Annotated in this window: 22 protein-coding genes and 4 tRNA genes; 16 read left to right on the top strand and 10 right to left on the bottom strand. The window is 61.4% G+C overall.

The window, feature by feature from the left end:
• Window positions 1–91: 91 nt before the first annotated feature.
• The 7 genes from cobU to JMN22_RS23075 all read left to right on the top strand — a co-directional run bounded on the left by cobU (window position 92) and on the right by JMN22_RS23075 (window position 5,444).
• Window positions 92–613: a bifunctional adenosylcobinamide kinase/adenosylcobinamide-phosphate guanylyltransferase gene (cobU, locus tag JMN22_RS23105; protein WP_030142386.1), complete on the top strand. Its 522-nt coding sequence runs from the start codon at window positions 92–94 to the stop codon at window positions 611–613.
• Complete coding sequence (gene cobT / locus JMN22_RS23100) at window positions 610–1,665, top strand: nicotinate-nucleotide--dimethylbenzimidazole phosphoribosyltransferase (protein WP_030142385.1); 1,056 nt, start codon at window positions 610–612, stop codon at window positions 1,663–1,665. The genes cobU and cobT overlap by 4 nt, the downstream gene beginning before the upstream one ends.
• Window positions 1,662–2,237: an alpha-ribazole phosphatase family protein gene (cobC, locus tag JMN22_RS23095; RefSeq protein WP_030142384.1), complete on the top strand. Its 576-nt coding sequence runs from the start codon at window positions 1,662–1,664 to the stop codon at window positions 2,235–2,237. The genes cobT and cobC overlap by 4 nt, the downstream gene beginning before the upstream one ends.
• Window positions 2,238–2,239: 2 nt before the next feature.
• Complete coding sequence (locus tag JMN22_RS23090; RefSeq protein WP_198798105.1) at window positions 2,240–2,971, top strand: adenosylcobinamide-GDP ribazoletransferase; 732 nt, start codon at window positions 2,240–2,242, stop codon at window positions 2,969–2,971.
• 72 nt (window positions 2,972–3,043) lie between these two features.
• A complete protein-coding gene (locus JMN22_RS23085) occupies window positions 3,044–3,448 on the top strand; it encodes a MarR family winged helix-turn-helix transcriptional regulator (RefSeq protein WP_030142382.1) in 405 nt (134 codons plus the stop codon).
• A 52-nt stretch (window positions 3,449–3,500) separates the two neighbouring features.
• Window positions 3,501–4,709 carry an MFS transporter gene (locus JMN22_RS23080; protein ID WP_198798104.1) on the top strand — a complete coding sequence of 403 codons (1,209 nt, stop codon included), beginning with the start codon at window positions 3,501–3,503 and terminating at the stop codon, window positions 4,707–4,709.
• Window positions 4,710–4,892: 183 nt separating this feature from the next.
• Window positions 4,893–5,444, top strand: a complete 552-nt coding sequence (locus JMN22_RS23075; RefSeq protein ID WP_030142380.1) for a glutathione peroxidase — start codon at window positions 4,893–4,895, stop codon at window positions 5,442–5,444.
• Between the two features lie 89 nt (window positions 5,445–5,533).
• Here the strand turns inward: JMN22_RS23075 and JMN22_RS23070 are convergent, their stop codons facing one another.
• The 3 genes from JMN22_RS23070 to JMN22_RS23060 all read right to left on the bottom strand — a co-directional run bounded on the left by JMN22_RS23070 (window position 5,534) and on the right by JMN22_RS23060 (window position 7,934).
• Window positions 5,534–6,808 (bottom strand): OmpP1/FadL family transporter, encoded by a 1,275-nt coding sequence (locus JMN22_RS23070; protein WP_198798103.1) that lies wholly within the window; start codon window positions 6,806–6,808, stop codon window positions 5,534–5,536.
• A gap of 144 nt (window positions 6,809–6,952) precedes the next feature.
• Window positions 6,953–7,435: a hypothetical protein gene (locus tag JMN22_RS23065; RefSeq protein ID WP_030142378.1), complete on the bottom strand. Its 483-nt coding sequence runs from the start codon at window positions 7,433–7,435 to the stop codon at window positions 6,953–6,955.
• A gap of 274 nt (window positions 7,436–7,709) precedes the next feature.
• On the bottom strand, window positions 7,710–7,934 hold the full coding sequence (locus JMN22_RS23060) for a hypothetical protein (protein WP_030142377.1): 225 nt from the start codon (window positions 7,932–7,934) through the stop codon (window positions 7,710–7,712).
• Window positions 7,935–8,833: 899 nt separating this feature from the next.
• Between JMN22_RS23060 and JMN22_RS23055 the strand changes: the two genes are divergently transcribed.
• Together JMN22_RS23055 and rmuC are read left to right on the top strand one after the other, a co-directional pair.
• Window positions 8,834–9,157 (top strand): hypothetical protein, encoded by a 324-nt coding sequence (locus JMN22_RS23055; RefSeq protein ID WP_030142376.1) that lies wholly within the window; start codon window positions 8,834–8,836, stop codon window positions 9,155–9,157.
• A gap of 175 nt (window positions 9,158–9,332) precedes the next feature.
• Entirely contained in the window at window positions 9,333–10,715 is a 1,383-nt protein-coding gene (gene rmuC / locus JMN22_RS23050; protein ID WP_187293364.1) for a DNA recombination protein RmuC, read from the top strand.
• 139 nt (window positions 10,716–10,854) lie between these two features.
• Here the strand turns inward: rmuC and JMN22_RS23045 are convergent, their stop codons facing one another.
• Both JMN22_RS23045 and JMN22_RS23040 read right to left on the bottom strand, forming a co-directional pair.
• Entirely contained in the window at window positions 10,855–14,325 is a 3,471-nt protein-coding gene (locus JMN22_RS23045; protein WP_198798102.1) for a hybrid sensor histidine kinase/response regulator, read from the bottom strand.
• 242 nt (window positions 14,326–14,567) lie between these two features.
• Window positions 14,568–15,107: a TetR/AcrR family transcriptional regulator gene (locus JMN22_RS23040; protein WP_030142373.1), complete on the bottom strand. Its 540-nt coding sequence runs from the start codon at window positions 15,105–15,107 to the stop codon at window positions 14,568–14,570.
• Between the two features lie 103 nt (window positions 15,108–15,210).
• On the opposite strand from JMN22_RS23040, the gene JMN22_RS23035 reads away from it, so the two are divergent.
• From JMN22_RS23035 to JMN22_RS23025, 3 genes are all read left to right on the top strand, one after another.
• Window positions 15,211–16,404, top strand: a complete 1,194-nt coding sequence (locus JMN22_RS23035; RefSeq protein ID WP_198798101.1) for an MFS transporter — start codon at window positions 15,211–15,213, stop codon at window positions 16,402–16,404.
• A gap of 103 nt (window positions 16,405–16,507) precedes the next feature.
• Entirely contained in the window at window positions 16,508–17,656 is a 1,149-nt protein-coding gene (locus JMN22_RS23030; protein WP_198798100.1) for a TDT family transporter, read from the top strand.
• 81 nt (window positions 17,657–17,737) lie between these two features.
• Window positions 17,738–19,612 (top strand): MFS transporter, encoded by a 1,875-nt coding sequence (locus JMN22_RS23025; RefSeq protein WP_030142370.1) that lies wholly within the window; start codon window positions 17,738–17,740, stop codon window positions 19,610–19,612.
• A 108-nt stretch (window positions 19,613–19,720) separates the two neighbouring features.
• Here the strand turns inward: JMN22_RS23025 and sugE are convergent, their stop codons facing one another.
• The 3 genes from sugE to rdgC form a co-directional block, all read right to left on the bottom strand.
• Window positions 19,721–20,035, bottom strand: a complete 315-nt coding sequence (sugE, locus tag JMN22_RS23020) for a quaternary ammonium compound efflux SMR transporter SugE (RefSeq protein ID WP_003204587.1) — start codon at window positions 20,033–20,035, stop codon at window positions 19,721–19,723.
• A 121-nt stretch (window positions 20,036–20,156) separates the two neighbouring features.
• Window positions 20,157–21,122 carry a bile acid:sodium symporter family protein gene (locus JMN22_RS23015; protein WP_198798099.1) on the bottom strand — a complete coding sequence of 322 codons (966 nt, stop codon included), beginning with the start codon at window positions 21,120–21,122 and terminating at the stop codon, window positions 20,157–20,159.
• Window positions 21,123–21,265: 143 nt separating this feature from the next.
• On the bottom strand, window positions 21,266–22,186 hold the full coding sequence (rdgC, locus tag JMN22_RS23010; protein ID WP_030142368.1) for a recombination-associated protein RdgC: 921 nt from the start codon (window positions 22,184–22,186) through the stop codon (window positions 21,266–21,268).
• A 160-nt stretch (window positions 22,187–22,346) separates the two neighbouring features.
• Between rdgC and JMN22_RS23005 the strand changes: the two genes are divergently transcribed.
• The 4 genes from JMN22_RS23005 to JMN22_RS22990 all read left to right on the top strand — a co-directional run bounded on the left by JMN22_RS23005 (window position 22,347) and on the right by JMN22_RS22990 (window position 22,863).
• A tRNA-Val gene (locus tag JMN22_RS23005) sits at window positions 22,347–22,422 on the top strand.
• A 19-nt stretch (window positions 22,423–22,441) separates the two neighbouring features.
• A tRNA-Asp gene (locus JMN22_RS23000) sits at window positions 22,442–22,518 on the top strand.
• Window positions 22,519–22,693: 175 nt separating this feature from the next.
• Window positions 22,694–22,769: transfer RNA gene (locus JMN22_RS22995), tRNA-Val, on the top strand.
• Between the two features lie 17 nt (window positions 22,770–22,786).
• Window positions 22,787–22,863 (top strand) — tRNA-Asp (locus tag JMN22_RS22990).
• Between the two features lie 92 nt (window positions 22,864–22,955).
• Here the strand turns inward: JMN22_RS22990 and JMN22_RS22985 are convergent.
• Together JMN22_RS22985 and JMN22_RS22980 are read right to left on the bottom strand one after the other, a co-directional pair.
• Window positions 22,956–24,092 (bottom strand): catalase family protein, encoded by a 1,137-nt coding sequence (locus tag JMN22_RS22985; RefSeq protein WP_198798098.1) that lies wholly within the window; start codon window positions 24,090–24,092, stop codon window positions 22,956–22,958.
• A 31-nt stretch (window positions 24,093–24,123) separates the two neighbouring features.
• Window positions 24,124–25,929 (bottom strand): di-heme-cytochrome C peroxidase, encoded by a 1,806-nt coding sequence (locus tag JMN22_RS22980; RefSeq protein ID WP_198798097.1) that lies wholly within the window; start codon window positions 25,927–25,929, stop codon window positions 24,124–24,126.
• Window positions 25,930–25,943 lie beyond the last annotated feature (14 nt).

Genomic DNA, 25,943 nt, shown 5'->3' with positions numbered 1-25,943 from the left:
CGCTCCCACAAGGGACTGCATTTCAAACTGTGGGAGCGAGCTTGCTCGCGATGAGGACAGTCGCCATACGCCAAACAAAAGGTAATGCCCCATGCTTCAATTGATCTTGGGCGGCGCCCGCTCCGGCAAGAGTCGCCTGGCCGAAAAACTCGCGGCAGATACACGCTTGCCGGTGACCTACATCGCCACCAGCCAGCCCCTCGACGGCGAGATGAACCAACGTGTCGCCCAACACCGCGCCCGGCGTCCGGCCGAATGGGCGTTGGTGGAGGAACCGTTGGCGCTGGCGCAGGCGCTGCGGGAAAACGCCGCGACCGATCGATGCCTGCTGGTGGACTGCCTCACCCTGTGGCTGACCAACCTGCTGATGCTCGACGATCCCGAACGGTTGATCGCCGAGCGTGAAGCGCTGCTGGACTGCATCAGCGCGCTCCCCGGCGAAGTCATATTCGTCAGCAACGAGACCGGCATGGGCGTCGTGCCGCTGGGCGAACTGACCCGTCGTTACGTCGATGAAGCCGGATGGCTGCATCAAGCCCTGGCCGAACGTTGTCAGCGCGTCGTGCTGACCGTTGCCGGCTTGCCCCTGACTCTGAAAGGAACTGCGTTATGAATCACCGCTGGTGGCTGGATCCGTGCAAGCCCGTTGACACCCTGGCGCTGGAGCAGGCCGCGGCCCGTCAGCAACAACTGACCAAGCCGGCCGGCTCCCTCGGGCGCCTGGAAGCGGTGGCGGTGCAACTGGCGGGCCTGCAAGGGCAGCTCAAGCCAAGCCTGGATCGGCTCTGGATCGCTATTTTTGCCGGAGACCATGGGGTCGTGGCCGAAGGGGTCTCGGCGTATCCACAGGAAGTCACCGGGCAGATGCTGTTCAATTTTGTCAGCGGCGGCGCGGCCATCAGCGTGCTCGCACGGCAACTGGAGGCTTCGCTGGACGTGGTGGACCTGGGCACCGTGACACCTTCGCTGGACTTGCCCGGCGTGCGCCATTTGAACCTTGGCCCTGGCACCGCGAACTTCGTCCAAGGGCCGGCGATGACCCTGGATCAAGGCGAACAGGCCTTGCAAGCCGGGCGTGACAGCGTGATGCGTGCCGTGGCGAGCGGGACGCAATTATTCATTGGCGGCGAGATGGGCATCGGCAATACCACGGCGGCCAGTGCGCTGGCCTGCGCCTTGCTCGATTGCGCGGCGGCGCATCTGGTCGGTCCGGGGACGGGGTTGGATGCGGCGGGAGTCAGCCGCAAGGCGCAAGTGATCGAGCGCGCCCTGGCGCTGCATGGCGCCCAAGGCAACGACCCGTTGCAGACGCTGTTCAACCTTGGCGGTTTCGAGATCGCGGCATTGGCCGGCGCTTATCTGGCCTGTGCCCAGCAAGGCGTCGCCGTGCTGGTGGATGGGTTCATCTGCAGCGTTGCGGCGCTGGTGGCGGTGCGCCTCAATCCCGAATGCCGGCCATGGCTGCTGTTCGGTCACCGCGGCGCCGAACCAGGCCACAAGCACGTATTGGAAACCCTCGGCGCGGAACCGCTGCTGGACCTGGGCCTGCGCCTGGGCGAGGGCAGTGGCGCGGCGCTGGCGGTGCCGTTGTTGCGCCTGGCCTGTGATCTTCACGGGCAGATGGCGACGTTTGCCGAAGCGGCCGTGGCGGATCGCCCGGCATGACCTTGCGCCTGGACCTGTTGCGTCACGGCGAAACCGAACTGGGCGGCGGATTGCGCGGCAGCCTCGACGATGCCTTGACGGCCAACGGCTGGGAACAAATGCACGCGGCAGTGGCGCAGCGCGGGCCTTGGGATCGCCTGGTGTGCTCGCCGTTGCAGCGCTGCGCGCGTTTCGCCGAACAACTCGGCGCTCGGCTGGGTGTTCCGGTGCATCAGGACAAGGACTTGCAGGAGTTGCATTTCGGTGCCTGGGAAGGCCGCAGCGCGGCGGCGCTGATGGAAACCGACGCCGACGCCCTCGGTCGCTTCTGGGCCGATCCTTATGCCTTTACCCCGCCCGACGGTGAGCCGGTGCTGGCGTTTTCGACGCGGATCCTGGCGGCGGTCGAACGCTTGCACGTGGGGTATGCCGGGCAGCGCGTCCTGCTGGTCAGTCATGGCGGTGTGATGCGCTTGCTGCTGGCCCGGGCTCGCGGTTTACCTCGCGAGCAATTGCTGAATGTCGAAGTCGGCCATGGAGCGCTGTTTTCCCTGACCGTGTCGTCCGGTCCCGTGCTCGAAGAGGCGGTTTGACGATGTTGCCGTTTTGGATCGCCCTGCAATTTCTCAGCAGCTTGCCGGTTCGCCTGCCGGGCATGCCCGAGCCTGAACAATTGGGTCGTTCGTTGTTGTTCTATCCCGTGGTGGGGCTGTTGTTCGGGGGGCTGCTGTGCTTGCTCGATGCGCTGTTGTCGGGCGCGCCCGCGTTGCTGCATGCCGCGCTGCTCCTGGCGGCGTGGGTGCTGCTCAGCGGCGGTTTGCACCTGGACGGCCTGGCCGACAGCGCCGACGCCTGGCTCGGCGGTTTCGGCGATCGCGAGCGCACGCTGCTGATCATGAAGGACCCGCGCAGCGGGCCGATCGCCGTAATTACGTTGGCGCTGGTGTTGCTGCTCAAATGGACCGCGCTGGTGGCATTGATCGAACAAGGGCAGGCGCTGGCCTTGCTCATCGTGCCGATGTTGGGGCGTGGCGCCTTGCTGGGTCTGTTCCTCACGACGCCGTATGTGCGTGCCGGCGGCTTGGGCCAGGCGCTGGCCGATCACCTGCCGCGCCGCTCGGGTTGGCAGGTGCTGTTGGCCAGCGCCCTGGTTTGCGTTCTGGCGATGGGCTGGGCAGGGCTGTGGGCACTGGTGGTCGCCGCAATGGTCTTCATTGGCTTGCGGCAGCTGATGTTGCGCAGGCTGCAGGGCTGCACCGGCGACACCGCGGGCGCCTTGCTGGAACTGCTGGAAATGGCCGTTCTGGTGGCGTTGGTCTTTAACTGAATCGGCATGTTGCCGATGGGCCAGCGCTGATTTAAATTTGCATTCATTTAGTCGCGGGTATATACACGCATCATGCTTCCTTCCCAATGTCTGTGCATCAACCTGCGTCGCGCCGCCCGTGGCGTCAGCAGGTATTACGACGGCGCTCTCGATGGCTTCGGGATCAACGTTGCCCAGTATTCTCTGCTCAATAACCTGGCGCGCCTGGACCAGCCGAGCATTTCCTCTCTGGCCGAGGCCATGGGCCTGGACCGCAGCACCCTCGGGCGCAACCTGCGGGTACTGGAAGGCGAGGGGTTGGTGAAGCTGGCTGAGGGCGACGATTTGCGCAACCGCATCGTCGTGCTCACCGAGGCGGGAAATGCCCGGTTGGCGGCGGCGCTGCCGGCCTGGGAAGCGGCGCAACAGAAATTGATCGATAAGCTCGGTGCCGAAAAACGCGCCACCTTGCTGGCCTTGCTGGATGAGCTGGCGTAATGCCGGTTCGTCCGATGATAAGTGGGTATATACCCGCGACCGGAGAATAAGAATGACATCGATGTGGCGTACCTGTGGTTGGGTCCTGGTGGGTAGCGCGCTGATATTGGCGTTGTCCCTGGGCGTGCGGCATGGCTTCGGGCTGTTCCTGGCGCCGATGAGCGCCGAATTCGGCTGGGGGCGCGAGGTGTTTGCCTTCGCCATTGCCTTGCAGAACCTGATCTGGGGCCTGGCGCAGCCTTTTACTGGCGCACTGGCCGACCGCTTCGGTGCGGCGAAAGTGGTGTTGATCGGTGGCATTCTCTACGCACTTGGCCTGGTCTTCATGGGCATGGCCGACTCGCCCTGGTCGCTGTCGTTGAGCGCCGGGCTGTTGATCGGCATCGGCCTGTCCGGAACTTCGTTCTCGGTGATTCTTGGCGTGGTCGGGCGGGCCGTCCCTGCGGAAAAACGCAGCATGGGCATGGGCATCGCCAGTGCGGCCGGCTCTTTCGGCCAATTCGCCATGCTACCCGGCACGCTGGGCCTGATCGGCTGGCTCGGCTGGTCCGCCGCGTTGCTGGCACTGGGATTGCTGGTGGCATTGATCGTGCCGTTGGTCAGTATGCTCAAGGATGCGCCGGCGCCACTGAGCGGCAACGAACAGACCTTGTCCGAGGCGCTGCGCGAGGCGTGCAGTCATTCCGGTTTCTGGTTGCTGGCGGTCGGCTTTTTTGTCTGCGGTTTCCAGGTGGTGTTCATTGGCGTGCACCTGCCGGCCTATCTGGTGGACCAACACCTGCCGGCCAGCGTTGGCACCACCGTGTTGGCGCTGGTCGGGCTGTTCAATATCTTCGGCACCTACACCGCCGGCTGGTTGGGCGGGCGCATGTCCAAGCCGCGCCTGCTCACTGGTCTGTATCTGGTGCGTGCGGTGGTGATCGGCTTGTTCCTGTGGCTGCCCGTAACGACCACCACGGCCTATCTGTTCGGCATGGCGATGGGTTTGCTGTGGTTGTCGACGGTGCCGCTGACCAACGGAACGGTCGCCACGTTGTTCGGTGTACGAAATCTCTCGATGCTGGGTGGGATCGTGTTCCTGTTCCACCAGTTGGGTTCGTTCCTGGGCGGCTGGCTGGGCGGGGTGGTGTACGACCGGACTGGCAGTTATGACTTGATCTGGCAAGTCTCGATCCTGCTCAGCCTGCTGGCGGCGGCATTGAACTGGCCGGTGCGTGAGCGCCCGGTGGCGCGCCTGCAAGCCCAGGTCGGTGCGGCATGAGTCGCGTCGGTCCCTGGTTGATCGTGGCTGGCGCTGCTGCGCTGCTGGCGCTCGCCTGGTGGGGCTGGCACCAGGGCGGGTTGGCTTTGATGCAACTGGGCATGGGCAACTGCTGACGTGTGGACGGCACTGGGCATGGCGGAGTAACGTCTTGGTCTGACAGGCTTACAAGGAAAATCCGAGATGCTGATGCGCTGGCTTGCTGTTCCCGCCCTGTTGCTCGCTGTGACCGGGCAAGTATGGGCGGCTGATTGCCCGCCGTTGCTGGAAGGCAAATTACCCAAATTGCGGGCCAAGGAAACCATCGATCTTTGCCAGCGCTTCGCCGGTAAGCCATTGGTGGTGGTCAACACCGCCAGCTTCTGTGGGTTCGCCCCACAGTTCAAAGGGCTCGAAGCCCTGAACCAGCGTTACAAAGGCGAAGGGCTGGAAGTGCTGGGCGTACCGTCCAATGATTTCAAGCAGGAATCCAAGGATGGCGCAGAGACCGCCAAGGTCTGCTACGTCAACTACGGCGTGACCTTCACCATGACCGAGCCGCAACCGGTGCGAGGCGCGGACGCCATACCGTTGTTCAAGCATCTGGCTGAGCAATCCAGCGCGCCGAAATGGAATTTCTATAAATACGTCGTTGATCGCCAAGGCAAGGTGGTCGGCAGTTTCTCCAGCCGGATCAAGCCTGATGATCCTGATTTCATCAAGGCGGTAGAGGCGGCCATCGCTTCCAAACCCTGATCTTCAGCTACGAAAAAGCCCCGCCTCTTTGCAGAGTGCGGGGCTTTTTTCGCTTCAACGGGTGAGGTGTTCAACCTCGCCGTGAATCATCAGAAGCGATAGGTTGCACCGACACCGAAGCCGTTGGCGCTGTTTTCGTATTCAGCGCTGTAGGCTTGACCCAAGGCGTTGGTCCTGTTGACGTTGACTTTTTCTTCCTTGAGGTAGGAATACGCCACGTCGATGGTCAGGTCTTCGGTTGGGCTCCAACCGGCACCGAGGCTGAAGATGGTCCGGTCACCGGTAGGGATACGTGGCGAGCGGTCGGTGTTGTTGGTCGGCGACTGGTCGAAGGACAGGCCGGTGCGCAGTACCCACTGCTTGTTCAGCTGGTAGGAGGTACCGATGGCGTAGGCCCAGGTGTCGTGCCAGTTCTGTTCTTCGGTGATGGTGCCGAAGAGGGTTGGGTTCAATGCGCCGCCGCCCGTGACGTCATTGTTCACGGTGATGTCTTTCAGGCGGCTCCAGCGAGTCCAGGTGCTGCCGGCGTAGACGGTCCAGGCATCGTTGATTTCCTGGGTGACGGAAAAGTCCACCGACTCAGGCGTGGTGATGTCCAGCGAGGCGTCGTAGCGCGCGCCACTCAGCAGGAAGCCAGGCGTACCAGCACCAGGGCTTACTTCGGTGTGGCCTTCGAGCTTGTACTTGACCTTGGAGTGGTAGGTCAGGCCGACGCGGGTAGTGTCGGTGGCCTGGACCAGCAAGCCGATGTTATAGCCGTAGCCGATGTCGTCGCCCTTGATTTTGACATTGCCGTCGTTAGGCGAAAACGGCGTATTCAGCGCCGACTCCAACGAACCCGAAATCCGGTTGATGGTCGGGCCGAAACCGATCGATACCTTGTCATTGAAGGCATAGCTGACGGTTGGCTGGAAGGTCACGACCTTCACTACGCTCTTGCTGCCGAAGTTGCGGCCCTGGAAGCTGTTTTCATAGTCGGTGATCAGGCCGAACGGCGCGTACACGCCCAGGCCGAATGCCCACTGATCATCGATAGGCTTGACGTAATAGCCCATCGGAACACCGGTGAGCGGAACCATGTCGCCATCGTTGGTGCCGGAGCGGCTGCCGCTGGCATCGTTGATATCGGTGGAGGCGTCGATGGCAGCGAAACCGCCGGTGACTTGTTGACGCTTGAGGCGCGACATGCCGGCAGGGTTGCCGAACACGGTGCTTGCATCATCGGCAGAAGAAGAACGACCCGCGAAGCCAGTGCCCATGCCACTGATGCTTTGTTCGTTCAAGGCAAAGCCACTGGCAAAAAGTTGGGTGGATGCCAAGGTCACGGCAAGGCCAAGGGTGGTTTTGAGCATCATTTTTTTCATTGTTAGAACTCCAGGTGATCACCGAGGCGAAAATTACCAACATTTTCGTGCAAGCGCTATAGCTTGTATCGCTTGTTTTAGAGGGGTTTTGTAGGACAATCCGACCAAATTCATGACATTTGTAGGAAGTTTCCATTTTTCCGTTCAGCAGGCGACCTGATTCACAGGTGAGACACAATTTTGCCAGGCGCAGGTAAAGTCCCTTAGGCGGCCTGGAGGGTGGAAAACCTGGCGCCAGATCCGGGCCATGCCCAGCAGATCGTCGGCGTTGGGGAGCGGGGTGGCGTGTTCTTCCACCAATAACCAGGCGATGGCCGTGGCGTAGCGCAGGTTGACGGTGAGTTCCAGATGAGGGCCGCTGAGGAAAGCGTGCTGGCTCGCCAGGCCACGCACCAGGCTGGCACGTTCCGGGTCGAGGGCGAGGTAGTCGTCCCAGAGGGCTTGATGGCGAGGTTCGGTGATCCGGTACAAACCGTGTCCGCGACGGTCATGCAAGGCAGCGCCCAGGCCTGACTGGCTGGCGGCAATCCCCAGCAACAAGGCTTCCGCCGTGGTGCTGTGGCTCCCCAGGTACAGGAGCGTCGGGCGGATCACATATCGACACAGTTCGCTGGCAGCGATACCCATAAGACCCTCGGATCGGGAAAATGGGCGAAGCCTGAAGGTATGGGCTTGGCAGCGGGTGGATCGGTTCAGGCTCCGCCGAAGCGGATCATGCCGCTCGAGTTGAAGTGTAGTGTCATATCTGCGCTGTAAAGGACTGTTTTTAAACCATGTTCGCCGAACGGTTATGACTGTTATAGCCATACGTGCTTACGCCGCTGCGCTTTATCGAGAAACGCCGGGCAATAAAAAGCCCCGCTTTTCGGGCGGGGCCTTTGGGTTTCAGCGCTTCGGCGTTTCAGGCAACCAGTGCCTGGCGGGTACGCTTGATCACGGCCTGCAGCGGTTCTTCGCTGGAGTACTGGTCGGGATACAAGCGTTCGCTGTGACGAGCGATACCGTGTTCGTTGACCAGCGTGAAGCTGAAGCAGCCTTTGCGAGCGGCCATGATCAGGCAGTTCATTGGAGCAAAAGCGTTGGTTAGGGTGCGAATGGCATCCTGTGTCTGGATTTGATTAGACATGTTATTGGTGTTCCTGCAAATGACACGGTTAAGAACCGTGCAGCGTTAAAACGTTCCAGTAACGTCGACCACCATTGGTCGAACGAAGAACCCGACTGGAACAAAGCAGCCAGTTTGAGCGCTATATAAAGGGCGCGCTTGGGCTGGCAGGTAGGTACTTAGGAGGGCAGGCAACACGACAAGGGCAAAGGTTCTGGGCCCAGGGTGAAGATCCTGATCAATTTTGCAGGTTGGTTCGGTCAGAGTAATGAGCCTGGCATCACACCTCGCATTCGTGCGAAAAGCGTGTCGGTGCAAGGGTTACCTGGAAACCATCGAGGGGGGCGGTCCCTTTTTTCGGTGAGGCGTCCCTTGGGGGATGGCTGACCGCAGAGATGTTTCCGACCCGGAATTGACTTTCAGCTTGGTACTAACGCCGCGGATACTAACGGATCGAATCGGTGAAGGGAAGGGCGTTGGTCAAAAAGAAACAGTCCCGCCGACGACCGGCAGCTGGCGGTTTGCCTTCATTGATCAGATTTGTCCACAGGATGCAAGCCCTGATGAGCCAAAAAAGCGCGGCGATATAACCGTTCGGATGTTACTTGTACACACCGGTGCACCGAGTTGTCACCTAACTGTCACGTTGAAACATTCCGGGGTAGGTGCCTGTATCCAAAATTTAAGTCAATGAAAAACATCGCTTTTTTTTACTGGTGAAAAAATCGTCAGTTTGAGCGCAGGCCCCGTTCCACAGGGCTTGCGGCGGGTTCAGGGTGGGTTGTCCACTGAGTTATCCACAGCTTCTGTGGATTGTCCCGCGCGCTTGCTCTAGGACGGGCGTGCTGGATTTTTTCGACTTTACCCGTACGAAAAAAGGAGTAGAGTGGCGCGCCTTCCGATCTGTCCCGTAGTGCGTCATGAAGTTTCGCTCCGTATCAAATCCTGTTACCGCCGCACCCTCCGGTGTTACCCCACCCAAACGCATATCGATGCGCGTCGCCGAGTGGCTGCTGGACAGCCCGCGCCTGGGCGAACGCCCTAGCGTCAAGCACTTGGCCGGTCGCCTGCTCAAGCAGCCGGCGCGTGAAGGCGTGGTGGCTGCGCAAAGTCGCCTCGGCCAGTTGATGTGCCGCGAATGTGGCAACGCGCGAGACCGCCGCATCGGCCAGGACTTGCTGCGCCAAGCCGCGCGGGCCGGCGATCATCGAGCCCGCCAGGCATTGGGCGAAATCGAAGACTGAGCTGGGCAACGCTTGGCGGCTTGGTTAACCTTCGGCCTTTATTTCTTGCGCGGGAATTGTCATGGCGATGGATTTGACCAGCCTGTTGCTCGGCCTGGCAGGCGCTGCGGTGCCGCTGTTGGCGCTGGCCTGGCACCTGCAACGCCAGGCCAGCGCGGCGCAGACCGAACTGGCACTGCTGGAAGAACGCCTGGCCACCGCCCACATGGCCCACGATGGGTTGAACGCCCAACTCGATGCTTGCCGCGACGAAATCAGCGACCTGAGCCAGGCCAATGCTGCCAAGCAGGCCGAGCTCGCCGCTGCGTGTCGCGAGGTCGAGTTGCTGCAGATCGAGCGCGACAACGCCAGGGACGCAGCTCATGCCTGGAACCTGGAGCGCGCCAATAAAGAAGCGGAACTGCGCCGCCTCGATGCCCAGGCGGCCTCGTTGCATGCCGAATTGCGCGAGCAGCAGGAAAGCCATCAGCAGCGCCTGGACGACCTGCAAGGCTCGCGAGACGCATTGCGCGCCCAGTTCGCTGAGCTGGCGGGGAAAATCTTCGATGAGCGCGAACAGCGCTTCGCCGAAACCAGCCAGCAGCGCCTCGGGCAATTGCTCGATCCACTGAAGGAGCGCATCCAGTCCTTCGAAAAACGCGTCGAAGAAAGCTATCAGGCCGAGGCGCGGGAGCGATTCTCCCTGGGCAAGGAGCTGGAGCGGCTGCAACAACTGAACCTGCGCCTGAGCGATGAAGCCACCAACCTCACCCGGGCGCTCAAGGGCCAGAAAACCCAGGGCAACTGGGGCGAACTGATTTTGGAGCGTGTCCTGGAACATGCCGGCCTGGAGAAGGGCCGCGAATACCAGACCCAAGTCAGCCTCAAGGGCCCGGATGGTGAACGTTTCCAGCCAGACGTGTTGATCTACCTGCCCGGCGACAAGCAAGTCGTCGTCGATTCAAAAGTCAGCCTGACGGCTTACCAGCAATACGTGGCCGCCGAGGACAATGCCATCGGCCAGCTCGCCCTCAAGCAACACGTGGTGTCGTTGCGGGCCCACGTCAAAGGCTTGGCCGGCAAGGACTACAAGCGCCTGGACGGTTTGCACAGCCTGGATTTCGTGTTGCTGTTCGTGCCGATCGAAGCGGCATTTTCCGCGGCCCTGCAAGCCGAGCCTAATCTGTTCCAGGAAGCCTTCGATCGCAACATCGTCATCGTCAGCCCGACTACGCTGTTGGCGACCTTGCGGGTGATCGACAGCCTGTGGAAACAGGAACGCCAGAGCCAGAACGCCCGGGAAATCGCCGAGCGGGCGGGGTGGCTGTATGACAAGTTCGTCCTGTTCATCCAAGACCTGGATGAAATCGGCAGCCGCTTGCAGCAGTTGGACAAAGCCTACGCCGCTGCACGCAACAAGCTGACGGAAGGGCGCGGCAACCTGGTCAGCCGCAGCGAACAACTGAAGCTGCTGGGCGCCCGTGCGAGCAAGAGCCTGCCTGCGGAACTGCTCGAGCGCGCAATGGCGGATGTGGATGGGTTGCCTGAAGAGACCGGCGAAGAAAGCCAGGGTCAGTAGCCTTCAAGGTTTGCACCGCCCCCCTTGTGGCGAGGGAGCTTGCTCCCGCTTGAGTGCGCAGCGCTCACAAATAAGAGGGCCGCTACGCAGCCCAGCGGGAGCAAGCTCCCTGGCCACAGGGGGTTACCTTTTCCCTGAATTACAACGGCAAATGCCGGCTCAACAACGCTCTCAACGCCGCCGGTTTCACTGGCTTGGCCAGGTAATCCAATCCCGCCGCATGCACCTGGGCCACGGTCTCGGGCCGGCCGTCGGCGCTGATCACCACGCCCGGCACCGGTTCGCCCATCCGCGTGCGCAACCAGGCCATCAACTCGGTACCCGTTTCGCCGTCGTCCAGATGAAAATCCACCAGGGCCAGTTGCGGGCGGCCACCCTGGGTCAGCCAGCGCTCGCATTCCTCGCGGTTGCGCGCGGTCCACACCCGGCAACCCCAGCGGGTCAGCAGGCTGTCCATGCCAATCAGGATGCTGTCTTCGTTGTCCACGCACAGCACCTGCGCTCCGCTGGGCAAGTGACCGTTGGGCTCGACCACGACAGTGGGCGCCACGACTTGCGTGCTGGCCAGCGGCACGCTGACGCTGAACACACTGCCGCGCCCCGGCCAGGAGCGTACGCGCAATGTATGGCCAAGCACGCGGCACAGCCCATCAGCGATCGCCAGGCCGAGGCCGAGGCCTTTTTCGGCGCGGGTCTGATGGCTGTCGAGGCGTTTGAACTCTTCGAAAATCACTTGCTGTTTGTCTTCGGCGATGCCCGGCCCTCGATCCCAGACCTCCAAGCACAGCTCACCGTCGCGGCGGCGTACGCCCAGCAGCACCGGCCCCTTGGCGTAGCGGAAGGCGTTGGTGAGGAAGTTCTGCAGAACGCGCCGCAGCAACTTGATGTCGCTGTCGACCCGCAGCCGCGAACCACGAACCCGAAATTTCAGGCCTTGCTCCTGGGCCAGCGCCGTGAATTCGGCGCCCAGCGTGTCGAACAAATCGTTGAGGGCGAACGGCTTGCGGTCGGGGTTGATCTTGCCGTTTTCCAGCCGGGAAATGTCCAGCAGGTCAGTGATCAGGTCCTCGGCCGAGCGCAATGAGCTGTCCAGATGCTGGACCAACTGCCGGGCCTCGCCCGGCAAGCCGTCGTGCTGGTGGGACAGCGCGGCGGAGAACAGTCGCGCGGCGTTGAGCGGTTGCATCAGGTCATGGCTGACAGCGGCGAGGAAGCGGGTCTTGGATTGGTACGCGGATTCGGCCGTGCTCTTGGCTTCGGTCAGGGCCAGGTTCAGTTGCGAGAGTTCGCGGGTGCGTTCGGCCACCCGTTGTTCCAGCCCTTCGTTGGCTTCGGTCAAGGCCTGGGCGGCTTCGCGGAACGCGGTGATATCGGTGAAACTCATGACAAAACCGCCGCCTGGCATCGGATTGCCGATCAGCTCGATCACCCGGCCGTTGGGGAATAGCCGTTCCGAGGTGTGCGCGCGGCCCTGGCGCATCCAGTGCAGGCGCCGGGCGACATGGACTTCCGCCTCGCCCGGACCACAGAGGCCGCGCTCGGCGTTGTAGCGGATGATGTCGGCGATCGGCCGACCGACGCTGATCAAGCCGTCGGGGTAGTTGAACAATTCCAGGTACCGGCGGTTCCACGCCACCAGCCGCAGGGACTGATCGACCACGCTGATGCCTTGGGTGATGTTTTCAATGGCGCCTTGCAGCAGGGCCCGGTTGAATTGCAGCACCTCGGACGCTTCGTCGGCGATCCGCACGACGTCTTCCAGTTGCATCTCCCGGCCTTCGATCGCCGCCTTCACCACCGCTCGCGTCGAAGAGGCCCCCAGGACGCCGGCCAGCAGGCGCTCGGTGTGGGCGATCCATTCGCTGTCGGCGTTCTGGCTTGGGTTGAAGCCCTTGCCTTGGCGATAGGCAAAGCGGATGAAGCTCTGGCGCGCGCGTTCTTCGCCGACGAAGCGGGCGGCAAGTTGCAACAGATCATCGATCTGCACCGCCAGCATCGAGCGAGGATTGGGGCGGGCGCTGATCTCCTGGCCGATGAAGCGTCCAGCTTGCCAGTGCTCCGACACCCGGGTGCGCGACAGCACCGAGACCCAGGCGAACAATATGAAGTTGCCGGCCAGGGACAGGACGACGCCTTGGGTCAGCGGGGTGATCGGCAGGTTCAGTGGGTTGCCATGCAGCCAGGCCAGGCCTGGGAAACTGCCCAGCGACCAGCCCAGGCTGTGGGCGGCGATCGGCAGCACCAGGGTGTAGAACCAGAGGAATATGCCCATGGCGAGGCCGGCAAACACACCGCGCCGGTTTGCCTGTTTCCAGTACAGCGCGCCGAGCATGGCGGGCGCCAGTTGCGTCACGGCGGCGAAGGCGATCTGGCCGATGGTCGCCAGGCTCGCTGTCGAACCCAGCAATCGATAGCTGACGTAGGCCAGCAGGAGGATCACGACAATACTCACCCGGCGTACCGACAGCATCCATTGGCGGAACACTTCGAACGGCCGCTCGGCATTGTTGCGGCGCAGCAGCCAGGGCAACAGCATGTCATTGGAGACCATGGTCGACAGCGCGACACTCGCGACGATGACCATGCCGGTGGCGGCCGAGGCGCCGCCGATGAAGGCCAGCACCGCCAGCGCCGGATGGGCCTGGGCGAGCGGTAGGCTGATGACGAACGAGTCCGGCAACACCGAGCTGGGCAACATCATTTGCCCGGCGAGGGCGATCGGCACGACGAACAGCGCCGCCAGGGCCAGGTAGGCGGGGAACACCCATTTGGCCAGGCGCAGGTCCTGGGGTTCGATGTTCTCGACCACGGTGACGTGGAACTGCCGCGGCAGGCAAATGATCGCCATCATCGCCACCCCGGTCTGCACCACCATGGACGGCCAGTTGATGGTTTCTTTCCAGTACTGTTCCAGTCGCGGCGCCAGCATCGCCTGGTTGAAGAGATCGTCGAAGCCGTCATAAAGGCCGAACGTGACGAACGCGCCGACCGCCAGGAAGGCGAACAGCTTGACCAGGGATTCAAAGGCAATCGCCAGCACCATGCCGCGGTGGTGCTCGGTGGCGTCGAGGTTGCGGGTGCCGAAGACAATCGTGAACAGTGCCAGGATCAGCGAGACGATCAACGCCGTATCCTGCGCCCGGGTGCCCATGGCGTCGGCTCCGGCGCCGATCAACAGGTTCACCCCGAGCACGATCCCCTTGAGCTGCAAGGCAATGTAGGGCAGCACGCCGACCAGGCAGATCAGGGCCACCACCACCGCCAGGGATTGGGACTTGCCATAGCGGGCGGCGATGAAGTCGGCGATGGAGGTGATGTTCTCCTGCTTGCTGATCATCACCATCTTCTGCAGGACCCACGGCGCCAACACCATCAACAGGATCGGCCCGAGGTAGATCGGCAGGAAGGCCCAGAGTTGTTCGGCGGCCTGGCCCACTGCGCCAAAGAACGTCCAACTGGTGCAATACACTGCCAGCGACAGGCTATAGACCCACGCCCGCACGCGCGGCGGCAGCGGCGTGCTGCGTCGGTCGCCGTAGAAGGCGATGGCGAACATGATGGCCATATAGGCCAGGGCGACAACGGCGATCAGCCCGCTGGACAGCGACATGGAAACTCCCAGACAAATACGCCCGGGCTTGAGCCCGGCAAGACAGTCTCGCATGCCCGCTCGGGTTCGTCAGTGTCGACCAAGGTCGAGGCGCGGCGGGGTGTCGCGGGTGGGGAATTATTTAGTGTTCTTTCGGGCCGCTTTCGCGAGCAAGCCCGCTCCCACAATGGCTATTTATCGAATACAAGATTTGTGGCACACCGAAATCCAATGTGGGAGCGAGCTTGCTCGCGATGGCATTTTCACTGATCCAACGCCATATCCACCAACCGATACAACTCCTCGACCTCCAGCGGCGCCGTGGCGAAGAGGATGCGAAACACCGTCGGCGCGACGATCACGTTCACCAACCGCTCGATCCCGGGATTCGGCTCATCGGGATAACGGTCCAGGATGATCTGCAGTTGGCCGCTGATAATGCCCACGCAATACCCCGGCGTGGCGCAGGCCTGGATGTCGCGCATCATGTTGCGGCCGGGCTCGGAAGTCATTTCGTCCAAGTATTGCTCGGCCCAGGCGCGCAAGTCGCCGCGCAGGCTGCCGGTGTTGGCCGGTTCGCCGTCGGGGCGCATGCGCTCGATGGCGACGTCGGCCAGCAGCGCCGGCAGATCGCCCCAGCGCCGGTAAATGGTGGACGGCGTGACGCCCGCGCGCGCAGCGATCTGCGGCACGGTCAGGGTGGCGCGATCCTGCTCCTGGAGCAGGGCGCGCACCGCCGAATGAATCGACTCTTGGACCCGGGCGCTTCTGCCGCCGGGGCGTAAACCTTCTTTGATAGCCATGTGTCGGACCTTAACACAAAGAATTTGCTTTAAGCACACACCGGTAGCACACTCGGCAAAAGCAAAAAATTAGCTTTTATGAATGTCCTTGTGGAGCGTGCCCATGTCTCGTCCAGCTTCGACCCGCGTCAGCCTGATATTTCTGGCGATCACCTTGCTCGGTTTTCTGGCGGCGTCCAGCGCGCCGACGCCGTTGTACCACCTCTACCAGGAGCACATGCAGTTCTCCCCGGCGATCCTGACACTGATCTTCGGCGTGTACGCGTTCAGTCTGTTGGCGGCCCTGTTGGTCGTCGGCTCGTTGTCTGATTACCTCGGCCGCAGACCGGTGATTTTCGTCGCGTTGCTGCTCAACATGCTGGCGATGCTGCTGTTTATCAATGCCGAGAGTGTCGCCTGGTTGATCGGCGCGCGGTTGATCCAGGGCTTCGCCACGGGCATGGCCACCAGTGTCTTGGGCGCAGCGTTGCTGGATTTCGATCGCCAGCAGGGCCCGCTGATCACCAGCGTGGCGCCTCTGCTGGGCATGGCATGTGGCGCGATGGGGTGTGGCTTGTTGGCAGAATTCGCGCCGCTGCCGTTGCAACTGACCTATTGGATTCTGCTGGCGTTGTTCGTTCTCCAAGCCATTTACCTCTGGCGCCTGGCGGAAAGCGTCAGCCCACAACCCGGGGCCTGGCGATCGCTGCGCCCGACCTTACATGTGCCGGTCCAGGCGCGGCGCGCGTTGTGGCTGATATTGCCCTTGGACTTGGCGGCCTGGGCGGTGGGTGGATTCTATCTGTCCCTGGCGCCGTCTTTGGTTCGGGCCGCGACCGGCTCGACGTCGAACCTGATCGGCGGTGCGCTGGTGGCCGTGTTGACGCTCACGGGGGCGTTGTCGATCTATGCCCTGCGTAACCGCGCGGCGGACATGATGCTGCGGCTTGGCGCAAGCCTGCTGGTACTTGGCCTGGCCCTGGTGCTGATCGCCGTGCACACGGCCAGCCTGCCCTTGTTTTTCATTGGCACGCTGATTACCGGCAGCGGTTTCGGCTCGGGATTCCTCGGTGCCCTGCGTAGCATCATGCCGCTGGCCTTGCCCCACGAACGGGCGGGGTTGATGTCGGCGTTCTATGTGCTCAGCTACTTGGCGTTCAGCTTGCCGTCGCTGCTGGCTGGGAACCTGACGCGTCTCTACGGTCTGATTCCGACCACCAATGGTTTTGGTGCAGTGCTGATCTTAATGGCCGTCGGCGCGCTGGCAGGCTTGCTGCGCCAACCCGCGAAACCGTTGGCTGATGGGCTTCGTTCTTGATCGTATATCTGCAAAACAGATTAGATATAGAGAAATTACCCGTTATATAGATATTCTTTCAGGTTCTAGCATGGCGTCACCTTATCCGAGGAGAGAAGTGACCATGACGTGCCGTGCTGCGAGATATCGCCTGCGCCCCCTGAGCCATCTGCCGAGTCCGCTGGAAGTCGTTCGGCAATTCACCCCGAATTGGTTCGCCGCCACTATGGGCACCGGTGTGCTGGCGCTGGCCTTGGCGCAGTTGCCCGGGGCGACCCCGGGCTTGCACCGGGTGGCTGAAGGGCTGTGGTTGCTCAATATTTTGCTGTTCATTGTGTTTGCCGGGCTCTACACCGCTCGCTGGGTGCTCTTCTTTGATGAGGCCCGGCGGATTTTCGGACATTCAACCGTGTCGATGTTTTTCGGTACGATTCCGATGGGGCTGGCAACCATCATCAACGGTTTCCTGCTGTTCGGCGTACCGCGCTGGGGGGAGGGCGTGCTGTCGCTGGTCGAGGTGTTGTGGTGGATCGACGTGGCGATGTCATTGGCCTGTGGCGTGTTGATTCCGTACCTGATGTTTACCCGCCAGGAACACCGCATCGACCAGATGACGGCCGTGTGGCTGTTGCCCGTGGTGGCCGCCGAAGTCGCCGCGGCCAGCGGTGGGTTATTGGCACCGCACCTTGGGGACGCCCATTCGCAACTGGTGATATTGGTCACCAGCTACATACTCTGGGCATTTTCCCTACCGGTGGCATTCAGCATTCTGACGATACTGCTGTTGCGCATGGCCCTGCATAAACTGCCCCACGAGAACATGGCTGCTTCGAGCTGGCTGGCCCTTGGCCCGATCGGTACCGGCGCCCTGGGCATGTTGTTGTTGGGCGGCGATGCGCCCATGATTTTCGCCGCCAATGGTCTGCAGGGCATGGGCGAGGTTGCTTCAGGGCTGGGACTGGTCGCCGGGATCACCCTGTGGGGCTTCGGTCTGTGGTGGATGTTGATGGCGCTGTTGATCACCGCGCGCTATTTACGTGAAGGCATCCCGTTCAACCTTGGTTGGTGGGGCTTCACCTTTCCCTTGGGCGTGTACGCGCTGACGACCCTGAAGCTGGCGAGCCTGCTGGGCCTGGCGTTTTTCAGTGTGTTCGGCTGTGGGCTGGTGGCGCTGCTGGTGGTGATGTGGCTGATCGTTGGCTGGCGCACGCTGGTCGGCGCCTGGCACGGTGAGTTGTTTGTGTCGCCGTGTATATCGGGGTTGGCGAAATAATCGGCAAAGACAGGTAATGTGTGGCCTGGATCGAAAAAGCGTCATTCCAATAAGCGTCCACGCCACTCAGGAACATGGAAGATGAGTCACCCTTCGCAGTTCAATTTGCTTCGCACGCGGCGCTTCCTGCCGTTCTTCATTACGCAGTCCCTTGGCGCGTTCAACGACAACATTTTCAAGCAGTCGCTGATTCTCGCCATCCTCTACAAACTGACCATCGAGGGTGACCGCTCGATCTGGGTCAACCTCTGCGCGCTCTTGTTCATCTTGCCGTTCTTCCTGTTCTCCGCCTTGGCGGGCCAGTTTGGAGAAAAGTTCGCCAAGGATGCGTTGATTCGCCTGATCAAGCTGGGCGAGATCGCGATCATGGCGGTCGGTGCGTTGGGGTTCCTGTTCGATCACCTGTGGCTGATGCTGGTGGCGCTGTTTGCCATGGGCACCCACTCGGCGCTGTTCGGGCCGGTGAAGTATTCGATTCTGCCGCAGGCCCTGCGCGAGGATGAATTGGTTGGCGGCAATGGCCTGGTGGAGATGGGGACGTTCCTGGCGATCCTCGCCGGCACCATCGGCGCAGGAATCATGATGTCGTCGGCGCACTACGCGCCAGTCGTGTCAGTGGCGATTGTCGGCATTGCCGCGGCCGGCTACCTGGCCAGTCGCAGCATCCCACGGGCAGCGGCCGCTTCGCCGCAGATGCGCTTGAACTGGAACATTTTCAGCCAGTCCTGGGCCACGCTGAAGTTGGGCCTGGGGCAGACGCCGGCGGTATCCCGTTCCATCGTTGGCAACTCATGGTTCTGGTTTGTCGGGGCGATCTACCTGACGCAGATTCCCGCCTATGCCAAGGAATGGATGCACGGCGATGAAACCGTCGTGACCCTGATCCTTACGGTGTTCTCGGTGGGGATCGCCTTGGGCTCGATGCTCTGCGAAAAGCTGTCGGGGCGCAAAGTCGAGATCGGCCTGGTGCCGTTCGGCTCGTTCGGGCTGACCGTGTTCGGCCTGCTGCTGTGGTGGCATTCCGGTGGGATCCCCGACAGCGTCGACGGCCACGGCTGGCTGCAGATTCTCGGGTTCGGCCACGCCTGGCTGGTGCTGATCGATATTCTCGGCCTGGGCATCTTCGGTGGTTTCTACATCGTGCCCCTGTATGCACTGATCCAGTCGCGTACCGTCGAAAACGAGCGGGCGCGGGTCATCGCCGCCAACAACATTCTCAATGCCTTGTTCATGGTGGTCTCGGCGATTGTCTCCATCGTCCTGCTGAGCCTGGCCAAGCTGTCGATTCCGCAGTTGTTCCTGGTGGTGTCGCTGCTGAACATTGGCGTCAACGCCTACATCTTCAAGATCGTCCCCGAGTTCAGCATGCGTTTCATGATCTGGCTGCTCAGCCACTCCATGTACCGCGTGGAGCATCGCAACCTGGACGCGATTCCTGACGAAGGCGCCGCGCTGCTTGTGTGCAATCACGTGTCGTTTGTCGATGCCTTGTTGATTGGCGGCGCGGTGCGTCGGCCGATTCGCTTTGTCATGTACTACAAGATCTACAACCTGCCGGTGCTGAACTTTATCTTTCGCACCGCCGGGACGATTCCGATTGCCGGGCGCCAGGAAGACATCCATATCTATGAAAAAGCCTTCAGCCGCATCGCCCAGTATCTGAAAGACGGTGAGCTGGTGTGCATCTTCCCTGAAGGAAAGTTGACCGCCGACGGTGAGATCAATGAGTTCAAAAGTGGCTTGACGCGCATCCTCCAGGAGACCCCGGTGCCGGTGATCCCGCTGGCGCTGCAAGGGTTGTGGGGGAGTTTCTTCAGTCGCGATCCGAGCAAGGGGATGTTCCGCCGGTTCTGGTCGCGGGTGACGCTGGTGGCGGGAACGGCGGTGGCGGTCGAGGCGGCTGAGCCTGCGAAGTTGCAAGCGCTGGTGGGGGAGTTGCGCGGGGCTGTGAGATAAGCCGAAACCCTGTGGGAGCGAGCTTGCTCGCGATAGCGGTCTGCCTGTGACATCGACGCCAGCAGGCTGACTGTAATCGCGAGCAAGCTCGCTCCCACAGAAACGGATCTAAGCGCTGACCTTGAGCCCGATCAGCCCGGCAACGATCAACGCGACGCTGGCCAACCGAACCAGCGCCATTGACTCACCAAACAGAATGATCCCGGCGATCACCGTGCCCACGGCTCCGACCCCGGTCCAGATCGCATAGGCCGTACCCAGCGGCAATTCCTTCATTGCAAGGCCAAGCAGGCCGAGGCTGATCGCCATGGCGGCAATGGTCAGCGCAGTGGGGAGCGGGCGGCTGAAGCCGTCGGTGTACTTCAGGCCGACAGCCCAGCCGACTTCGAACAGGCCGGCAAAAAAAAGAATGATCCAGGACATCACACACCTCATCGATGGATGGGGTCGTCCCCGGACAAGAAAAACTCCAATGGAGCAGCGGGGTCGTCCCCGCATTGGGCAGAAGGATGCCCAATGCTGACCGTTTGATCAAGTCGCTCGCTCAGTCCGCCGCCTGCCGGGCCAATTGCTCACGGTCCTGTTTTTCGCTCATGCGGCGGAACCAGGTCGAGAGCAGTGCCCCGGAAATATTGTGCCAGACGCTGAACAGCGCACTGGGCACCGCCGCCAACGGCGAAAAGTGCGCGCTGGCCAGCGCCGCGCCCAAGCCGGAGTTCTGCATGCCGACTTCCAGGGACAGGGTCTTGCGCTGGGCCAGCGGCAATCCGAACAGCCGACCGGTGAAATACCCCAGCAAGTAGCCGAAGCTGTTGTGCAGGACGACAATGGCCATGATCAGCAAGCCGGACTCGGCGATCTTCGCCTGGCTGGCCGCGACCACTGCGGCGACGATAATCACGATGCTGACCACCGAGACCAGAGGCAGCACTTCAACAGCGTGACGAACCCGCGCGCCCAACAGTCGCTGGGCAATGATGCCCAGAGCGATGGGCAACAACACAATCTGCAGGATCGACCAGAACAACGCGGAGAACGACACCGGCAGCCAAGCCGAAGCCAGCAGCCAGATCAGTGCCGGGGTCAGCAAAGGGGCGAGCAGGGTGGTGATGGCGGAAATCGCCACGGCCAGGGCCAGGTCACCGCGTGCGAGCCAGGTCATGACATTGGACGAGGTGCCGCTCGGGCAACAGCCCACCAGGATCACCCCGACGGCAATTTCCGGCGGCAGGCTGAATACTTGGCAAAGCAACCACGCCGTACCCGGCATGATCACGAACTGGGCAATCACGCCCAGGGCCACGCGTCCCGGACGACGCGCCACTTCGGCAAAGTCTTCAAGTTTGAGTGCCAGGCCCATGCCGAACATCACCAGCCCCAGCAGGGGCACGATGGCGACCTTCAGGTCGACGAACCACTGCGGTTGCAGGAATGCCAGCACCGCAAAGAACAACACCCAGTAAGCGAACGTATTGCCGACAAAGCGGCTCAATGCAGCCAGTGCACGCATGACCTGATCCTTATTATTAAGAACACCACAAACCCAATGTGGGCGCGGGCTTGCACGCTAACGCTAAGGGACATTCAACATCATCGTTGAATATCAGTCAGCCTTCGCGAGCAAGCCCGCTCCCACATAGAGACCAACAGGGTTTAGATCCCCTGCGGAATCTCTTCCCCGCCCAGCGCTTCCACCAGCGCCGGCAGGAACTCGCCAAACGTCAGCATCATCAAGGTGAAGCTGGCGTCCAACTGGCCAAGAGCCTCGTCGCCGCCATCCTGCTCCGCCTGGTCTTGCAGCAGGTCTTCGAATTTCAGGCGCTTGACCACCATCTTGTCGTCGAGCACGAACGACAACTTGTCCTGCCACGCCAGCGACAGTTGGGTCACCACCTTGCCGGTGTTCAGGTGCAGCTGAATTTCGTCGCTGGTCAGGTCCTGACGCTTGCAACGCACGATCCCGCCGTCTTCATGGGTGTCGCGCAGTTCACATTCGTCCAGCACGTAGAAATCGTCAGCAGCTTTCTGCGTCTTGACCCAGTCGGTCATGATCGCGGTCGGTGCGGTCTTCACGGTGAGCGGACGCACGGGCAGCGTGCCGATGACTTCGCGCAGCGTGGAGAGCAAGTCTTCGGCGCGTTTCGGGCTGGCGGAGTTGACCAGGATCAGGCCCTGTTTTGGCGCGATGGCGGCAAAAGTGGACGAGCGACGGATAAACGCGCGAGGCAGGAAGGCCTGGATGATTTCATCCTTGATCTGGTCCCGTTCCTTTTTATAGACCTTGCGCATTTGCTCGGCTTCGATTTCCTCGACCTTTTCCTTGACCGCGTCGCGCACGACGCTGCCAGGCAGGATGCGTTCTTCCTTGCGCGCGGCGATCAACAGGAAATCCTGGCTGACGTGCACCAAGGGTGCATCTTCGCCTTTGCCAAACGGCGCGACGAAACCGTAAGTGGTCAACTCCTGGCTTGCACAGGGGCGCGCCAGTTTGCTCGCCAGTGCAGTTTCCAACGCCTCGGCATCAACAGGCAGATCTTGGGTCAGGCGATAGATAAGCAGGTTCTTGAACCACATGGGGTGAGTCTCTCCTTTATACAAAGGGGGGCATTATTCTCTTCGCGGCGCCATAGGCCAACCCTTCGCTAAGCCTTTGGAAGGCCTGAAAAAATTAATTTAAAAAGTGCTTGCCAGCTCAGGGGCTGCTCCGTAGAATGCGCGCCACACCGAAAGTGAAGGGTGATTAGCTCAGCCGGGAGAGCGTCTGCCTTACAAGCAGAATGTCGGCGGTTCGATCCCGTCATCACCCACCATTCGCTTCCAGTGTTACGCGCAGCGGTAGTTCAGTCGGTTAGAATACCGGCCTGTCACGCCGGGGGTCGCGGGTTCGAGTCCCGTCCGCTGCGCCATATTCGGTTACCTGGAACACTGAACGCCAGGTCACCACGGAAAGCCCGCTAACGCGGGCTTTTTGCTGTTTGCAGTTCCTGCGGTGTGCGTCGCTCATGTTTTTTGCTGGATTTGTTAATTAAATCAGCACGTTACGAAAAACTGTGAGAGAATGCGCCCCGCATCGAAAGTGAAGGGTGATTAGCTCAGCTGGGAGAGCGTCTGCCTTACAAGCAGAATGTCGGCGGTTCGATCCCGTCATCACCCACCAAACTTTCAATGTTACGCGCAGCGGTAGTTCAGTCGGTTAGAATACCGGCCTGTCACGCCGGGGGTCGCGGGTTCGAGTCCCGTCCGCTGCGCCATATTCGGCACTTGGAATACTGAACGCCAGGTTGCCAACAAAAAGCCCGCTCATTTGAGCGGGCTTTTTGTTGCCTGTCTTTTTGCCTCTGTCCTACTGCTCGGCATTGCGGCTATGACGGTAATCGCTGACCGCCTCATAAACCGCCTTGCGCAAACGGTTGATACCGCCAATCGGACGATGGGCCTCGATACCGAACCACGGGTTGAACGACTGGTTATCACACGCCAGGTTCAGCTTGGGCGTATCGAAGTCCTGGGCCGGTACCTTGATCCGCGCCACCGTCTCGAACGGTGCATCGCTTTCTTTCCATTCGATACTGGTGTCTTCGATCGGCATGTACTTGTTCGGATCCTGGCGCTGGATCTGCAAGACAAAACAGGCCGGCACGCGATCGGTGGATAACTGCTGATTCAGCGCGCTACGCAAGAAATTCGGCAGATCCTGGTTCTGCGGCGGCAAGGTGTAGCCCGGACAGCTGTCCGGGTCCGGTGCGACGCGAAACTTGGCATTGGCCTCGCCGAATTTGTAAGGCGATACCGAGAAGTAAGTGGTCTGGGTCGGGCTGGCCGGCGGTGGCGAAAGTGTCGCCAGGGCGATGAATAAATGTCGGATCTGCCAGGTGCGTGGGTCGAGGCTCGGAAAGAACGCCATTGCCTTCTTTCCGTCAGCCTGAGCGGCCACATTCTGACGGTACTCGGCGACATCGCTGACAAAGAAATTCGGATGATTGAACATCACGAAATCCTGCTCCCCCTTGGATTGCCGATCGGCCAGCAATTGCCTGCCAGGCACGTCCAACAACTTGATGGCCATCCCTCGGGCATCGCGCAGGCTGTCGAATTGTGGATAGGCATTGCCGTTGGACAGACGGATCGTCGCTTGCCAGGTCTTGCCCGGTTCGGCGAATACACCCTGGCGCAACGGCGCAGGCAAGTCACTGGGCACCTGGACTTCGGCCATGACGCAACCGTGGGCCTTGGCATGGGCGTCGCGCAGGTATCGCGTGCCTTCGCGGTGCTGGTCAACGATGCGGATCGCGGTCTGGATGATGTCCTGGGTCATGGCGCTTTCGCCGGGCGGTATCTGTTCCTGGTCCGGGACCGGCCCGCTGTGCTGCCAGGCAAACCAGGCTGTGGCCAAGGCCCAGCCGAGGAGTCCGAAACCCAGCAGCCACAGGAGCGTCTTGCCCAAAAAGGCGCCGAGGCGCAGCCAGAGCGTGATCAACATGCCAACATCCTTTTACTTATGAGGTTCATCATTACAGTTGCGACTCCAGCGGCCCGCCAAGCACCTTCAGATATTCCAGCAAGGCCCAGCGTTCTTGCGGTTGCAGCAAGCGCCCGATGACGCCGTTGCCTCGTTCGCCAGCGCGGAATTCATGACCGCTGTTGTGGTTGCCGGTGATCTTGGTGTCGAAGAGGAAGCCGTTGGCAAAGGCTTCGGTGCGATAGCCCAGATGTCGCGGATCGTATTCGAAGGTGCCTTTATAGAAAGTGGTCGCCCGTTCATCCTGCGGCGACAGCAATTGATAGATCGTCGGAACCGAGCCGTTATGCAGGAAGGGTGGCGTGGCCCAGACGCCCGCCAGTGGTCGCGCTTTGTAGGCGCGCAATTCACGAACGCCGATGGGCAGCCCGAAACCATCCAGGGCCGGGCGCTCGACGGGGGTGACGCCGGCATCGCGATAGGCGCGGTTTTCGACGAATGCAGTGACGTAGGCCAGGCCCTTGGCGACCGATACCTGGCTCAGATCCAACGGTTCCGTCGGGGTGGGGTGCAGTTGCACGTCGAGTTTGGCCAGCTCGGCCGGGTCCCACTGCAGGCTGGTCAGGTTGAAGCGATGGTCGGCGATATTGTTAGCCGTGCCGGGATCGGTGCCGATCACTTGCACCGGCAGCATGTGCAGTTGCTGGACTGGCCTGTCAGGTCCTTGTACGACTTTAGGAACGTGGCAACCGGCGCAGTTCTCGGCGAAAAGTGCCCGGCCCTTGGCGGCCAAGGGCTTGTCGATTGAGCCCAGCAGCGCTTCAGGCCATGCGGGAGGCTTGAGCAACTGCAAGGTTTCTTCGATCTTGTTCAGGTCCCGCACGCGTACGCTGGAGGGGTAGCGTGCTTCACCTTGCAACGGTTTGCCCTGGGCATCGAAGAAATTCAAGGTGGCACCGACCCCCAACGCCTCGCCGACGTTACGGGCCATCGGTTGCTGGGCCGAACCGTTCCACTGTACCCAGTCGAAGGTCCAGATTTCCCACAACTGAGGGTAATCCACCGGTGCGTTGGCGACCCGGTAGTTTTCCGCCGAAATGGCATCGCCGAAACTGGCATTGGCGATACGGCCAAAGGCGTCGGTACGGCCCGGGCCTTCCTGGGTGGGGTAGAGGCCGCGGTGCGTGTCATTCCAGGCCGTGCGCAGGAAAGTGTCCAGGGAAACCTTGAATGCCTTGCGCAACGCTTCGTGGCGGGCGTCATAGTCCTTGCCCAGCACTTGGCGGGCGAAACGTTCGAATTTCCATGGGTTGTAGTAGGTCGAGGCGAGACTGGCGACCATGGCCTGTCCGAAACTGCCCCCGCGTAATGTCGGAACGGTCGACGGCAGGACGTGTTGGGCGGAACCGCCATCGATCCGTATCGCCTGGCCCTTGAAGTGCAGTTCGCCGGTGTGGCAGGCGGCGCAAGTGATGTCCAGATATTGCTCGCTGCTGCCCGCGTTCTGGTGTCGTGTGAAGCCTACCGGCAAGTTGCCGGGATTGTCCGGCGTGGCTTTTTGCGCCGGATCGACCAGGAAACCGAAGCGCGCCAGGTACTCCGGCGACGCGAAGCGCTGCTGCGAAAACGGCAGTTCAAGCGCGGTGAACCAGTCGTAACGCAGGCCTTTGACCTGGGTGCCCTGGGGCGTGAAATAGTAAGTCTGGCGCTCGCTGGCGCTCCATTGGTCAAGGTAGTGCACCTGTTCGACAGGCGTGTAGGCCGGCAGGCGTGGGTTGGCGACGTAATAAAGCACGACGGCCACGATCACGATGAGCAATGCGAGGATCAGCAAGAGGAGGCGAGAGAGGAGGCGCACGGTAACGTCCTTGT

The sequence above is a fragment of the Pseudomonas sp. HB05 genome (assembly GCF_016756915.1).
In the GTDB taxonomy this organism is placed as follows: domain Bacteria; phylum Pseudomonadota; class Gammaproteobacteria; order Pseudomonadales; family Pseudomonadaceae; genus Aquipseudomonas; species Aquipseudomonas alvandae.
This window is presented reverse-complemented; position numbering and strand designations above follow the sequence as displayed.

What these genes read in the sequence shown, in the direction of transcription:
- cobU (WP_030142386.1), top strand. Translation starts at nt 92, where the DNA reads ATGCTTCAATTGATCTTGGGCGGCGCCCGCTCCGGCAAGAGTCGCCTG.
- cobT (WP_030142385.1), top strand. Translation starts at nt 610, where the DNA reads ATGAATCACCGCTGGTGGCTGGATCCGTGCAAGCCCGTTGACACCCTG.
- cobC (WP_030142384.1), top strand. Translation starts at nt 1,662, where the DNA reads ATGACCTTGCGCCTGGACCTGTTGCGTCACGGCGAAACCGAACTGGGC.
- JMN22_RS23090 (WP_198798105.1), top strand. Translation starts at nt 2,240, where the DNA reads ATGTTGCCGTTTTGGATCGCCCTGCAATTTCTCAGCAGCTTGCCGGTT.
- JMN22_RS23085 (WP_030142382.1), top strand. Translation starts at nt 3,044, where the DNA reads ATGCTTCCTTCCCAATGTCTGTGCATCAACCTGCGTCGCGCCGCCCGT.
- JMN22_RS23080 (WP_198798104.1), top strand. Translation starts at nt 3,501, where the DNA reads ATGACATCGATGTGGCGTACCTGTGGTTGGGTCCTGGTGGGTAGCGCG.
- JMN22_RS23075 (WP_030142380.1), top strand. Translation starts at nt 4,893, where the DNA reads ATGCTGATGCGCTGGCTTGCTGTTCCCGCCCTGTTGCTCGCTGTGACC.
- JMN22_RS23070 (WP_198798103.1), bottom strand. Translation starts at nt 6,808, where the DNA reads ATGAAAAAAATGATGCTCAAAACCACCCTTGGCCTTGCCGTGACCTTG.
- JMN22_RS23065 (WP_030142378.1), bottom strand. Translation starts at nt 7,435, where the DNA reads ATGGGTATCGCTGCCAGCGAACTGTGTCGATATGTGATCCGCCCGACG.
- JMN22_RS23060 (WP_030142377.1), bottom strand. Translation starts at nt 7,934, where the DNA reads ATGTCTAATCAAATCCAGACACAGGATGCCATTCGCACCCTAACCAAC.
- JMN22_RS23055 (WP_030142376.1), top strand. Translation starts at nt 8,834, where the DNA reads ATGAAGTTTCGCTCCGTATCAAATCCTGTTACCGCCGCACCCTCCGGT.
- JMN22_RS23045 (WP_198798102.1), bottom strand. Translation starts at nt 14,325, where the DNA reads ATGTCGCTGTCCAGCGGGCTGATCGCCGTTGTCGCCCTGGCCTATATG.
- JMN22_RS23040 (WP_030142373.1), bottom strand. Translation starts at nt 15,107, where the DNA reads ATGGCTATCAAAGAAGGTTTACGCCCCGGCGGCAGAAGCGCCCGGGTC.
- JMN22_RS23035 (WP_198798101.1), top strand. Translation starts at nt 15,211, where the DNA reads ATGTCTCGTCCAGCTTCGACCCGCGTCAGCCTGATATTTCTGGCGATC.
- JMN22_RS23030 (WP_198798100.1), top strand. Translation starts at nt 16,508, where the DNA reads ATGACGTGCCGTGCTGCGAGATATCGCCTGCGCCCCCTGAGCCATCTG.
- JMN22_RS23025 (WP_030142370.1), top strand. Translation starts at nt 17,738, where the DNA reads ATGAGTCACCCTTCGCAGTTCAATTTGCTTCGCACGCGGCGCTTCCTG.
- sugE (WP_003204587.1), bottom strand. Translation starts at nt 20,035, where the DNA reads ATGTCCTGGATCATTCTTTTTTTTGCCGGCCTGTTCGAAGTCGGCTGG.
- JMN22_RS23015 (WP_198798099.1), bottom strand. Translation starts at nt 21,122, where the DNA reads ATGCGTGCACTGGCTGCATTGAGCCGCTTTGTCGGCAATACGTTCGCT.
- rdgC (WP_030142368.1), bottom strand. Translation starts at nt 22,186, where the DNA reads ATGTGGTTCAAGAACCTGCTTATCTATCGCCTGACCCAAGATCTGCCT.
- JMN22_RS22985 (WP_198798098.1), bottom strand. Translation starts at nt 24,092, where the DNA reads ATGTTGATCACGCTCTGGCTGCGCCTCGGCGCCTTTTTGGGCAAGACG.